At 66.0% G+C, this 12149-nt stretch carries 9 protein-coding genes; 4 read left to right on the plus strand and 5 right to left on the minus strand.

Translation table 11 applies throughout. The features are described from left to right. Window positions 1–111 precede the first annotated feature (111 nt). From IT779_RS21465 to IT779_RS21475, 3 genes are all read left to right on the plus strand, one after another. A complete protein-coding gene (locus tag IT779_RS21465; RefSeq protein WP_196151145.1) occupies window positions 112–642 on the plus strand; it encodes a YdcF family protein in 531 nt (176 codons plus the stop codon). A 109-nt stretch (window positions 643–751) separates the two neighbouring features. Beyond that, the gene (locus IT779_RS21470) at window positions 752–1981 is read left to right on the plus strand and encodes an acyl-CoA dehydrogenase family protein (protein ID WP_196151146.1); all 1230 of its coding nucleotides are present in this window, start codon (window positions 752–754) and stop codon (window positions 1979–1981) included. Then, window positions 1981–3129, plus strand: a complete 1149-nt coding sequence (locus tag IT779_RS21475) for an acyl-CoA dehydrogenase family protein (protein ID WP_196151147.1) — start codon at window positions 1981–1983, stop codon at window positions 3127–3129. The genes IT779_RS21470 and IT779_RS21475 overlap by 1 nt, the downstream gene beginning before the upstream one ends. Before the next feature lie 62 nt (window positions 3130–3191). Here the strand turns inward: IT779_RS21475 and IT779_RS21480 are convergent, their stop codons facing one another. The 3 genes from IT779_RS21480 to IT779_RS21490 all read right to left on the minus strand — a co-directional run bounded on the left by IT779_RS21480 (window position 3192) and on the right by IT779_RS21490 (window position 8601). Further along, the gene (locus IT779_RS21480) at window positions 3192–3629 is read right to left on the minus strand and encodes a hypothetical protein (protein ID WP_232541932.1); all 438 of its coding nucleotides are present in this window, start codon (window positions 3627–3629) and stop codon (window positions 3192–3194) included. A 15-nt stretch (window positions 3630–3644) separates the two neighbouring features. Continuing rightward, window positions 3645–4862, minus strand: a complete 1218-nt coding sequence (locus IT779_RS21485) for a hypothetical protein (RefSeq protein ID WP_196151149.1) — start codon at window positions 4860–4862, stop codon at window positions 3645–3647. A gap of 262 nt (window positions 4863–5124) precedes the next feature. Beyond that, window positions 5125–8601, minus strand: coding sequence for a (Fe-S)-binding protein (locus IT779_RS21490; RefSeq protein WP_196151150.1), 3477 nt, complete (start codon window positions 8599–8601; stop codon window positions 5125–5127). Between the two features lie 462 nt (window positions 8602–9063). Here IT779_RS21490 and IT779_RS21495 point away from each other — a divergent pair, with 462 nt between their 5' ends. Continuing rightward, window positions 9064–9780, plus strand: a complete 717-nt coding sequence (locus IT779_RS21495) for a hypothetical protein (RefSeq protein ID WP_232541933.1) — start codon at window positions 9064–9066, stop codon at window positions 9778–9780. 54 nt (window positions 9781–9834) lie between these two features. Here the strand turns inward: IT779_RS21495 and IT779_RS21500 are convergent, their stop codons facing one another. Continuing rightward, complete coding sequence (locus IT779_RS21500; protein ID WP_196151151.1) at window positions 9835–10677, minus strand: NRDE family protein; 843 nt, start codon at window positions 10675–10677, stop codon at window positions 9835–9837. A gap of 138 nt (window positions 10678–10815) precedes the next feature. Continuing rightward, window positions 10816–12144, minus strand: a complete 1329-nt coding sequence (locus IT779_RS21505; protein ID WP_196151152.1) for a S1 family peptidase — start codon at window positions 12142–12144, stop codon at window positions 10816–10818. Window positions 12145–12149: the final 5 nt, after the last annotated feature.

Genomic DNA, 12149 nt, shown 5'->3' on the forward strand with positions numbered 1-12149 from the left:
CGCGCCGCGTCAGCGAGGCAAGGGTCAACGCAACAGCAGGTGTACAGGTGGCGACGCGATCACGCCAGGCGTCATGACCTGCGACGATGCCGCGCGGATAGCATCGCGGGCGTGCGTGCGCGCAGATATGGCTCGGCAGTCGCGGTGTTGTGTGTCGCCGTCGTGGTCGCGGCGTTGTGGCCGGTCTATGTGCGTCCGCGGGTGGATCGGCCCGCTGCCGCCGACGCCGTCCTCGTGCTCGGTGGCGCGCACGACGGGCGGGAGGAGTTGGGGCTGCGGCTCGCGCGGGATGGGTTCGCGCCGCGGGTGGTTTTCTCGAATCCGTATGAGACGAGCGCGCGGATGAACCGGATCTGTCACGGGGGCTACCGGGTGGAGGTGATCTGTTTCGATCCGGCGCCGCGCACCACGCGCGGTGAGGGCATGGAGTTGGCCCGCATGGCGCGGGTGCGGGGGTGGCGGCGGGTCATCGTGGTGACCTTCACCCCGCACATCTCGCGCGCCCGCTATGTGATCGGCAAATGCTGGGACGGCGAGCTGCTGTTCGTCGATCCGCGGCCGCGCTTGTCGGTGCCGCGCTGGGGCTACGACTACGTGTATCAGTCGGTGGGCTACGCGAAGGCGTTCTTCGAGGACTGCTGAGTTCCATCAACTGCGGGCATGTGGCTTCAGTTTGATTTCGGGAGGCTGCGGACCTACATTGGAGTCACGTTGACGGGCTGTCAACAAGCGGAGCCTGCGGGAGTGGCAGATGGAATACGACTGGTCAGCGGCCGATCTGGCCTTCCGGGACGAGGTAAGGGCCTTCCTCGAGGAGAAACTTACGCCCGAATTGCGGCGCGCGGGTCGCCTCGCGACCAGCGTCTACCCCGACCACGAAGCCAGCATGCGATGGCAGCGCCTCCTGCACGAGCGGGGCTGGGCCGCGCCCGCATGGCCCGTCGAATACGGCGGCTGCGACTGGAGCCTCACCCGGCACTACATCTTCGGCCGCGAATACATGCTCGCGGGCGCGCCGCCGCTCTCGCCGATGGGCATCAGAATGGTCGCGCCCGCCATCATCGCCTTCGGCACCCCCGAACAGAAGGCGTACTACCTGCCGCGCATCCTCACCGGCGAGATCTTCTTCTGCCAGGGCTACTCCGAACCCGAATCCGGATCCGACCTCGCCTCGCTGTCCATGTCCGCCGTCGACGACGGCGACCACTTCGTGTGTAACGGCAGCAAGATCTGGACCACCCACGCCACCGAAGCCAACTGGATCTTCTGCCTTGTGCGCACCTCGCGCACGGGAAAGAAACAACAGGGCATCACCTTCCTGCTCATCGACATGACCGATCCCGGCGTCGCGGTCCGACCGCTGGTCATGACCTCCGGCGAAGAAGTGCAGAACCAGGTCTTCTTCGACAACGTGCGCGTCCCCAAAACCAATGTGCTCGGACGGATCGACGACGGCTGGACCGTCGCGAAATACCTGCTCGTGCACGAACGCGGCGGCGCACTAGCCCCCATGCTCCAAGCGCAGGCACAGGATCTGGCGAACGCCGCCGCCGAACAAGTAGGCCCCGACGGCAACCCGCTCATCGACGACCCCGCCTTCTCGGCGCGCCTGGCCGACGCCAGGATTCGCACCGAAGTGCTCGAAATCCTGGAATACCGAACACTTTCCGCGATGGCACAGGGCAAGGATCCCGGACCGGCGTCCTCCATGCTGAAGATCATCGGCACCGAATTGAGCCAGCAGATCACCGAACTCGCGCTCATCGCCGCCGGACCGCGCGGACGGGTATACCAGCCGCACGCCGCCAGCCCCGGCGGACCCGTCACCCAGTACACCCCGCCCGCCGACGGCTACCACAGCGGCGAGGAATGGCAGGCGGTGGCGCCGCTGCACTACTTCAACGACCGCGCGGGCTCGATCTACGCGGGCAGCAACGAAATTCAGCGAAACATCCTCGCCAAGGCAGCATTGGGACTCTGATGGACTTCACATTCACCGAGGAGCAGGAACTCCTGCGCGACGCCGTCGCCGGCTACCTGCGCGGACGCTACGACCTCGAGAAGAGCCGCACCGCGGCCAAGACCGCACCCGGGTGGCAGCCCGCGATATGGCGCGGATTCGCCGAGGAACTCGGCATCCTCGGCGCCACCCTGCCCGAACGCGTCGACGGAATGGGCGGCGGTGCGGTCGAATTGATGATCATCGCCGAAGAACTCGGGCACGCGCTCGTGGTCGAACCCTTCGTGGACACCGTCGTGATCGGCGCCGGACTGCTCGACCGTTCCGGCGGCGACCGCGCCGACGCGGTGCTCGGCGCGATCGTCGCGGGCGAGGCGCGCACCGCCTTCGCCGCACTGGAACCCACCTCGGGGCAGACCATGCACGACGTCACCACCACCGCGCGCCGCGACGGCGACGCCTGGGTGATCGACGGCGCCAAGATCGTGGTCACCAGCGCGCCCATCGCCACCCACCTCGTCGTCTCCGCGCGCACCTCCGGCAACCGCCGCGACACCGCCGGAATCTCGCTGTTCCTCCTCGAATTCGACGCGAAGAACCCGCCCGAAGGAATCCGCGTCCAGCCCTACCGCACCATCGACGACCGCGTCGGCGCCGACCTCACCTTCGAAGCGCTGCGCCTGCCCGCCGACGCGCTCCTCGGCATCGAAGGCGCCGCATGGGACACCATCGACGCCACCGTCGACGACGCCATCGCCGCCATCTCCGCCGAAGCCGTCGGCTGCATGCGCAAAGTGCTCGCCGACACCGTCGAATACAGCAAACAACGCCAACAATTCGGCGTCCCCATCGGCAGTTTCCAAGTGCTGCAACACCGCATGGTCGACATGCACATCGAACTCGAACAAGCCATAGCCGCCGCCTACCTGGCCATCCACTCCCTCGCCGCCGACCCGGCGACCAGAGCCCGATCCGTCTCCGCCGCCAAAGTCACCATCGCCCGCGCCGCCCGCTTCATCGGCCAGAACGCGGTCCAACTCCACGGTGCCATGGGCATGACCGAAGAACTCGCCATCGGCCACTACTTCAAACGCCTCACCGCCATCGAAAACGAATACGGCTCAACAGATTTCCACCTCGCCCGCTACGCAACCCGCACCCGCCCCTGAACTCTCGCGCCATACCGGAGGCGAGCGGACCGATTCCGCTCGCCCCCTGGATATTGGACAGCTCAGCTCTCGAGTGCCTTCGCCACAGAAGCAGTCATCGTGACGAGCGCGGCCCTGATCTCGTCTTCGTTGAAGCCGGTTCGGTAGCGCGCTTCCAAGGTACCCAACAGCTCCCAGGTAGTGGTGAGTAGAGATGGCCACAGCTCGCATATATAACGAGGGATGCTTCGTACTATTTCGCCGGACGACGCCGGCGCTTCTGCCTGTGGCGCGGGACGGCTGGAGTACTGGCCGTTGACAACAATCCTCACTCGTACCGGTGGCTTGTCTTTCGGTACAGATTTTGCCAAGTCGTAAAGAAATCTATCTATATCGGGAGTCCAGCCTTGCTCGATCATCGGATCCCGTCTTACATCTTCCATTTGGTAAGTTAGTTGGCGGATGACCCGGAAGACGTCGCCTTCGATCACGAACTCGGCATTTAATTGGTTTGCGCACATACTTCCTCGGTTCTTCTATTCCAATTCTTCGAATGCTTCGCGACCCTTTTTGGGCGTAAAAACCGTTCCGCCACCGTTGTTCTCTACGATCAGTGCGCGTTTTACAGGATCCCAGTATCCCGCACGGCCATTATCGAGGCCGTGTCGTTGTTCAGTTGGGATTTCACCATCCAAGACTTTTCGAACATATTCTGCTAATTCTGCGGGCGGTACGCCGGCGACGTAATGCGTTCCATCACCTTGCTCGGCTCGACCATTCGCATGATCGGCGATTTTCTGTGCAGTCTCCTGCGTTATCGGATCGTCGCCTCCGAGGGTCGGGTGTGCCCCGCTGCTGTCGTCGTCGATGTTCGTGATGAGGATCGCCAGCCCCGCGATGGTCGCCAGCGCGCCGGTCCCGAGTGCCGCGGTGGTGAACGTGATTCCGCTGAGGCTTGTGAAGAACGAGCCGATCGCTCCTGCGACAGCCGTGGCCGCCGTGTCGAGGGTAGCGCCCTCCAGTGTCAGCGCTCGCGGGTTGCGGATCAAGACTACCGAAACGGCGACCGCGACCGAAGCGCCGACGACGACGGCTGTGAACCCGGTATTGATGTCGGAACGCATGGCCGCGAGCGCAACTTGGTGATTCGCGGTGGCGTCGGCGCAGTCGTTCGCGGCGAGGCGGATTTCGTCGGCGCTGGTCGCGAGGGTGCGAAGGTGCTCGGCCAGAAGTGGGATGTCGGGCGGTACGTCGGATCGGTAGCCGCGCTCCAGTCCATCGGCGACCAATCGAAGTCGGGAGCGTGCACCGAAAACGATGTCGTTGGTGGCGAAAGCCTTCCACGCCTTCGTCATGCGATCCAGCTTGTCGGTGTCCCCGTCCGGAATCTCGCCACCGGCGATCCGGGCGGTGACTTTGTCGTAGAAGTCCGGGAACTCGGATTCGAGTCCCCGGCTGTTGGCGCGGGACGAAGCCACACCGAGAACGACACCGGCCCCGTAGGGCAATTCGGAAGGAATCGTGCGTGGAAGCGAGGGCGCGACGCCCTTCGGATTGCGATTCGCCTTGTAGTTGGAGACCTCCCAGTTGTAGCCTGCCGCAATCAGAATGTCGCCGAAATGCTGTAGTGTCCGTGCGAAATTCGTCGCTACCAGTACGAAGGCGCCTGCCCGATCGTCGTAGCTCCTCGACCATGCCTTGACGGCTTGGTAGCTCCCTGCCATCCCGCTGGTTTCCAGCAGAACAGTCTGCAAAGGATTGTATGCGGCCTGGAATTGCGTCGATATTGCGTAGCACTCCATATTCGGCTCAGGAGCGAAGCGGTGGCGTGTCGCACCTCGCTTTCGCGGCGGTATCGAGCCGAGCGGCGTGAGCGGGGACGAGCAAGCGCCGTCGAAACTGGCCTCGGCCAGTTGGCGGTCGGTCTGCTCGGGTGTCGATCGGCACGTGAGGGTTCGGGTGGGAAAGCGCGAGCCCGGATCCTTGGGGATCCGGGCTCGTTCAGTTGTGGAGTTATCAGTTGCGGCGGCCAGGAGCCTTTGTGCCTGCCTTGAAGCCGAGGCCGCCTGGTTTGGCGGTCGGTGGCGCTATCGGGGTGGCGCCATTACCGTTGCCGTTCGACTCGGTGGTCGGTTCGGCCGAGTGGGTTTCGAGGGTCGACTCGGATTCGGCGGGTTCCGAAGGGGCCGAGTCGGACGGGGCGGGGGATTCGCTCGGGGTGGGCTCGGTGGTTGCGGTGGGGTCCTCGGAGGGGGTGGTGGGGGCTTTCGCCGCCGCTTCGGTGGGGGCGGGAGCATCTTCTTCCGCCGCCGCCGCGGGTTTGGCTCCGGGGGCCTTCGGCCCGGGGCGTTTGAAGCCGGACTTCATCGCCAGACCCTTCGCCGCCACCGTCGGCTTGACCTCGGTCGGAGCCGTGGTCTCGGTGGAAGCGGGTGTGCTTGAGGCGCTGGCCCCGGTGGAAGCGGCGGCTTCTGCATCCGATGCCGCGGTAGAGGTTTCCTCGGCAGATACCGCTCCGGGTGCTTTCGCGCCGGGGCGTTTGAAGCCGGACTTCATCGCCAGACCCTTCGCGGCGACCGTCGGCTTGACTTCGGCGGCGGCCGGTTCGGTATCGGGTGCTTCCGCGGGGGTGGGTTCGGCGGGGGTTTCGGCTGCCGGTGCTTTCGCTCCGGGTGCTTTGGCCGCACCCTTCATGCCCAGTCCGCCACCGGGAGCTTTCGCCTTGCCCTTCATGCCGAGGCCCTTGGCGGGTTCGGCGGCTGGAGCTTCGGTCGAGGTTTCAGCGGCGGGGGCTTTCGCGCCCGGCGCCTTCGCCGCGCCCTTCATGCCCAGACCGCCACCGGGTGCCTTGGCCGCGCCTTTCATGCCGAGGCCCTTGACAGGAGCCGCGGGGGTTTCGGCGGCGGTGGCTTTCGCACCGGGCGCCTTGGCCGCACCCTTCATCCCCAAACCCTTGGCGGGTGCGGGTTCGGCGGCGGGCGCCTTGGCGCCGGGTGCTTTCGCCGCGCCCCTCATGCCCAGACCCTTGGCAGGTGCGGACTCGGACTCGGCGGCGGCGGGAGCTGTCGCGCCGGGTGCTTTGGCTGCGCCTTTCATGCCCAGTCCGCCACCGGGCGCTTTGCCGCCCTTCATGGCGAGACCACCACCGGTGGGCGCGGCCTTCGCGGGTGCGGGCGACTCGGCCTGCTCGGCGATCGGTTCGGGCTCGGGTTCGGGTTCCGGTTCGGGCTCGGCCTTGGGCTGCTGGATCACCACCAGGTTCTCCGACAGCTTCGCGGCATCAACGCGGGTGATCGCGTCGAGCATGAGTTGCGCGACGTCGACCACCTCAACGCCTTCGCCCTCACCTTTCTCCTGGCGCGCGGTGACACCGTCGGTGAGCATCACGCGGCAGAACGGGCAGCCGGTCGCGATCTTGCCCGGGGTCGCACCGGAACTGCCGGACAGGGTGTTCAGGCCCTCGTCCACGCGGTCGACGTTGATGCGCTTGCCGAGTTGTTCCTCCATCCACATGCGCGCACCACCGGCGCCACAGCACATGGAACGTTCACCGTGACGCGGCATCTCCACCAGCGTCGAACCGGAGGCGGCCATCAACTCACGCGGTGCGTTGTAGACCTTGTTGTGCCGACCCAGGTAGCAAGGGTCGTGGTAGGTGACGTTCTGGGTCACCGACGCCACCGGGATCAGCTTCTTCTGCCGCACTAGTCGGTTCAGCAGCTGCGTGTGGTGCACCACCTCGTAGTTGCCGCCGACCTGCGGGTACTCGTTGTTGAGCGCGTTGAAGCAGTGCGCGCAGGTGACCACGATCTTCTTCTTGCTCTGCTCGACACCGTCGAACACCGAGTTCAGCACCTCGATGTTCTGCGCGGCGAGCTGCTGGAACAGGAACTCGTTACCCGCACGCCGCGCCGAGTCGCCGGTGCAGGTCTCCTCCTGGCCGAGGACCATGAATTTGGTGCCCGCGGTGGCGAGGAGTTCGGCGACGGCCTTGGTGGTCTTCTTGGCGCGGTCCTCGTAGGCGCCCGCGCAGCCGACCCAGAACAGGTATTCGTAGCCGTCGAACGAGTCGGCGTCCTTACCGAAGACCGGGATCTCGAAGTCCACCTCGTTGATCCAGTTCAGGCGGTCCTTGGCGTTCTGACCCCACGGATTGCCCTTGTTCTCCAGGTTCTTGAACAGACCGGCCAACTCGGACGGGAAATCCGATTCGATCAGCACCTGGTAGCGGCGCATGTCGATGATGTGGTCGACGTGTTCGATGTCGACCGGGCACTGTTCGACGCACGCGCCACAGGTGGTGCAGCTCCACAACACCTCGGGGTCGATGACACCGCTCACGTCCGCACCACCGACCAACGGCCGCTCGGCCTCGGCGCGCGCGGCCTCGGGAATCTCGGCCAGCTTCTGCTCGTCCGGCTTGCCTTCGGCGTCGATGAGCCCGATCTCGTCACCACCCATGTCCTTACGCCCACCCGCAAGCAGGTAGGGCGCCTTGGCATAACCGTGGTCACGCAGCGACATGATCAACAGCTTCGGCGACAGCGGCTTACCGGTGTTCCACGCCGGACACTGCGACTGACAACGCCCGCACTCGGTACAGGTGGTGAAGTCCAGGATGCCTTTCCAGGAGAAGTCCTCGAACTTGCCCGCGCCGAGGGTGTCGGTATCGGGGTCGACGTTCTCCATGTCGAGGGCTTTGCCGCCGGACATCATCGGCTTGGCGGTGCCGAGCGCGACCCCGCCGTCGTCCTCACGCTTGAAGTAGATGTTCGGGAACGCCGCGAACCGATGCCACGCCACACCCCACGTGAGGTTGCGCCCGACCAGCAGCAGGAACAGGCTGCCCGACATCAGTTTGACGAAGGCGAACACCGAGATCAGCACGGCGCTCTCCGGCAGCAGTTTCGCGACCTGCATGGTGAAGAAGTCGGTGGCGGCGTTGGAGTGGTGGTAGGTGGCGATCTTGCCCGCCTTCACCAGGATCATGCCGAGGCCCTCGACGAGGACGATGGATTCGATCACGTACGCGGGGGCGAAGCGGGAACCGCTGAAGCGGGACAGCCGGTCGGGGACGCGCGGGTGGTTGAGCTGGCGGATGACGATCAGCGTCACGATGCCGACCACGGTGCCGATGCCGAGGATTTCGTCCCACAGGTGGTAGAGCGCCCAGTCGCCGAAGATCGGCCAGTGGAATTCGGGGTCGAAGGTCTGGCCGTATGCCTCGAAGAACAGGATGAATCCGCCGAGGAAGCCGATCATGACGAGCCAGTGCGCCCAGCCGACGGTGCGGAACTTGTTCATCCTGGTGTGGGCGAGGAACTCGACGAGCATCTGCTTCAGGCGCGGGAAGAACGGCCGCCAGCGGTCGGGGGCGGACTGGCCGACCATGATGGTGCGCGCGATGCTGCGGACGCCGCCGAAGAACGACGCCCAACACAGGAGGCTGAGTATCGCCCCGATCGTGCCCAACGTCAGCGTCAGGGCATTCATGTCGCGACCTTTCTTTCGAGGCAACACGAGCGTTCGAGGTCGGCGCGGACGCCGACTCGGTTGGCTCGTATCGTAACCGCCAGTAAGTTACTCACCGGTAACTTAATTGTCCATCGTACGATCGGGTTTTGGCTGCTATCCCCGTATGCTGCGGCTCGACTCGGAATTTACCTGTGAGGAATGTCATATGACAGAGTTCGGTCGGGGCGCGCCGCGAAGGGGTAACCGGCCCGTCGGGCGGTTCGTACGGGTGTATAAATTAGGGTCGCCTAACTGTCACTGCTGGGTAACGGTTCTCGCTAATCGGGGCGCATTCGATTAGGCTCGCGTCGTTCTGTTTGCTGTGCTTGTTTTCACACTGCTCGGGGAGAATCCGAATAGGGCCGACCACCTCTCGGATTGAATGAGCTCTCGCGTGTCGAAAACGAGCTGCGACAACCCTGATGATGGATTGGAAACTGAATGAACCTCCGCAGGACCACCGCGGCGGCAGCCATGGTCATCGGTGCGATGACGGTGGCCATGGGCACCTCACACGCCGATACACCTCCGGCGCCCACCGCCGAACAAGCCATCAACTACTCGGTCAAGCTGGTGGACAAGACCGTTGTGGCGACCGTTCGTGGGGGGACTTTCGCGGTCACGCAGAAGGACGGCGCGACGCCTGAGGCTCCCAAGGTCGACGTCGTCGACATCAAGGACGAGAAGGGCAACGTCGTGATGACGCTGCCCATGGAATTCGACGCCGCGGGCACCCAGATCCCGGTGAAGTCGGAGCTGAAGAAAGACAGCACCGTCCTCGAGATCACCCCGGACAAGCCCGCGAACCTGCGCCTCGACTCGCCGGTCGCCGTCAAGCCGATCGCCTCGGCCGCGGAGAACCAGCGCGCGCAGAACGACTTCTCCTCCAAGTTCGGTATCGGCACCGCCATCGGCGGCTTCGTCGGCACCGCCATCGGCGCCACCATCGGCTGCCTGGTCACCCTGCCTGCGGGTTGCATCCCCGGCCTGGTGACCGGCGCGGGCGTCGGCGGCATCCTCGGCACCATCGCCATCGGCGGCCCCACCCTGGTCGCCGCAGGCATCGAGCTCATCAACGTGATGAACGCTCCCGAGAACACCACCCAGTGGTCGGACAAGAAGGTGGAGGTCCCGGCCAAGCCGGAAGCCCCCAAGTAATCCGTCCACAGCGCCGATCGGCCCGTTCCCGTTGGGGAGCGGGCCGATCGACGTTCAGGTGGACCGCAGCAGCCCGCGGAAGCCCGTCTCGCCCAGCGGCTTGCCCAGTGGGCCGAACGAGCGTTCGGCGATTTCGTAGGCGCCGTCCTCGCGCACGAGCAGCACGGTGCTCGCCCGCGTGCCGTGCTCGGTGCTGGCGATGAAACCCGCCGACAGCGCGCGTTCCATCTCGTGCGGCACCCCCGTATTCGGCAGCAACTCGTCGGGCGCCTGCGTGGAATCGGACAGCGCGTCGAAATAGCGTTCCACCGAGTCCGGCTCCGATTCCACGACCTTGCGCAGCGCAGCCATGCCCGCGCGCACTTTCGGCCAGGCCCGCGCCTCGAGTCCGGTGTCGGGACCGAGCCGTGACGAGGTGACGAACGGCGCGTTGGACAGGCCGTGGAATCCGGCGGACAACGGTCGGGGCCGGTCGCCCGCGCGGTTGGAATGCCACCACAGCGTCTCGAGGTCGGAGACGATCAGGTTGTATCCGTTGTAGTCGTCCGAGGCCGACGCGATGTCACGGACGTACCGCTCGGGGAGGGGTTCGGCATCGGTGAGGAAATCCATGAGCAGCGCACCGCGTGAGCGCGCGTCGGCGCGGTCGTCGAGCGGATTGCGGACATTGGTGACCGTCGCGAACCTGCCCGCGCTCGCCCGCAGCCCGAGCCAGGTGCCCGGCGGCCTGCCCGGTGCGCGGTCCCGCGCGCCGATGTCGCGGCCCGCGAGCAGACCCGACACCTCAGGCCAGCGGCGCATCGACTCGGTCGGCCGGATGTAGTACTCGTCCCGGTTGGCGGCGACTATCAGCCGGTAGTCCGGATGCGCGCGCCAGCCGATCAACACCAAACACATGCGGTCCAGAGTGCCCGACGATCGCCGGGGCCGTCAGCGGATCGCTTCCCGTTCAGGCCGTGTAAGGGCGGCGGAAACCCGCCATAGAACAGCGAAAAGGCCGACAGCCACAGCTGCCGGCCCTTCGAAGAGCGGATCTCACTCGGTGCGGACCCGCAGCCCCGGGTTGTCCGAGAGCACCACGCTGACCGGCTGCGCGAACAGCAACGGCACATCGCCGGTGAGCGCGCCGATCAGGTTCGGGATCTCGCAGATCGGGTAGTCGGCGACCGAGGACGCGCTCGCGATGCCGAGCGCGAGACGGCCGCTGACCAGCGGGCCGCCGCTGTCGCCTGGCAGCGCACAGATGCCCGCGGAGAAGCTCTGGGTGAGTTCGCGGTCACCGACCAGGACGGTCTGATCGACGGCGTTCACCACGCCGCAGCTGAAGCCGGTGCGCGAACCCGACTTGCAGACCGGCGCGCCGACGACCGGGATCGCGACGCCTTCGATGCGGATCGGAGCGGCATTGGGCACCCGAACGCCGTTGTTGGCGAAACGGTCCTTGGCCTGGTCGTTGATGCGCACGATCGAGTAGTCCTGCGATCCGAGCACCGACTTCTGGTAGACGCCGAGCGGGGCGCCTGGCTTCTCGCCCGCGAGCAGTTCGCGCACCGCCGTCGCGTTCTCGGTGCCCGCGGCCGGGATATCGGGATTGCAGTGTCCGGCGGTTATGTTGACCACGTTGCCGGAGCGGTCGGTGCCGTTGAACCCGAAGGAACAGCGCAGCGAACCGCGACCCGCCGAGGAGATGAATCCGTCTCCGCCGGACAGCGATCCGTTGTAGATCTCGCCCGCGATCTCGCTCGCCTGCGGCAGCTGCTCGGCCCCGACCGGCGGTTTGGTGACGATCACCCGCGACGGGTCGACGAAGCTCGGCAACGGCAGTCCGGCCTGCTCGACCCGGACCGAGATGCTGTTGTTGACGGTGTCCACGACAACGCCGCGCACCAGGGCGGAGACCGCGGCGGGCTGGCTGTCGAGCCAGCGCTCGAACGCCGTCTTCTCACCGCGCAGCGCCGCCTCGCTCTTGGCCACGTTGCGGACCTCGTAGCCCGCCGCCTGCGCCGCCGCGCGCGCCTCGTCGGCGCCGGGGCCCTGGGTGAGGGCGACGACCGCCTTGCCGGAATCGTCGAGCCACGAACCCGCGAACACCTGCGGGTACTGCCGCTGGGCGTTGGTGGCGAAGGCGGCGATCTGCTGGGCGAGGTCGGCGCGGCGCAGGTACTCCTCGGGGGAGATCTTCAGATCGCGGGTGACCGCCGTGACGAGTTCGGCGGGAAGGTCGGGCGTCTGCGCCGGTTCGGCGTTCGCTACCGCCGCGGTGGGACCGAAGAGCAGGATCGCGGCGGAGGCGGCGATCACCGACTTCTTGACCCGTTTCCCTCGCGCGGCGGACCGGAACTGACCTTTACGTGGCAGGAGCATGCGGA

It is taken from the genome of Nocardia bovistercoris (genome assembly GCF_015674855.1).
In the GTDB taxonomy this organism is placed as follows: domain Bacteria; phylum Actinomycetota; class Actinomycetes; order Mycobacteriales; family Mycobacteriaceae; genus Nocardia; species Nocardia bovistercoris.

Excerpts from the sequence above, each read along its gene's own strand:
- IT779_RS21500 (WP_196151151.1), bottom strand. The coding sequence starts at position 10,677 with ATGTGTTTGGTGTTGATCGGCTGGCGCGCGCATCCGGACTACCGGCTG.
- IT779_RS21490 (WP_196151150.1), bottom strand. The coding sequence starts at position 8,601 with ATGAATGCCCTGACGCTGACGTTGGGCACGATCGGGGCGATACTCAGC.
- IT779_RS21505 (WP_196151152.1), bottom strand. The coding sequence starts at position 12,144 with ATGCTCCTGCCACGTAAAGGTCAGTTCCGGTCCGCCGCGCGAGGGAAA.
- IT779_RS21495 (WP_232541933.1), top strand. The coding sequence starts at position 9,064 with ATGAACCTCCGCAGGACCACCGCGGCGGCAGCCATGGTCATCGGTGCG.
- IT779_RS21475 (WP_196151147.1), top strand. The coding sequence starts at position 1,981 with ATGGACTTCACATTCACCGAGGAGCAGGAACTCCTGCGCGACGCCGTC.
- IT779_RS21470 (WP_196151146.1), top strand. The coding sequence starts at position 752 with ATGGAATACGACTGGTCAGCGGCCGATCTGGCCTTCCGGGACGAGGTA.
- IT779_RS21480 (WP_232541932.1), bottom strand. The coding sequence starts at position 3,629 with ATGTGCGCAAACCAATTAAATGCCGAGTTCGTGATCGAAGGCGACGTC.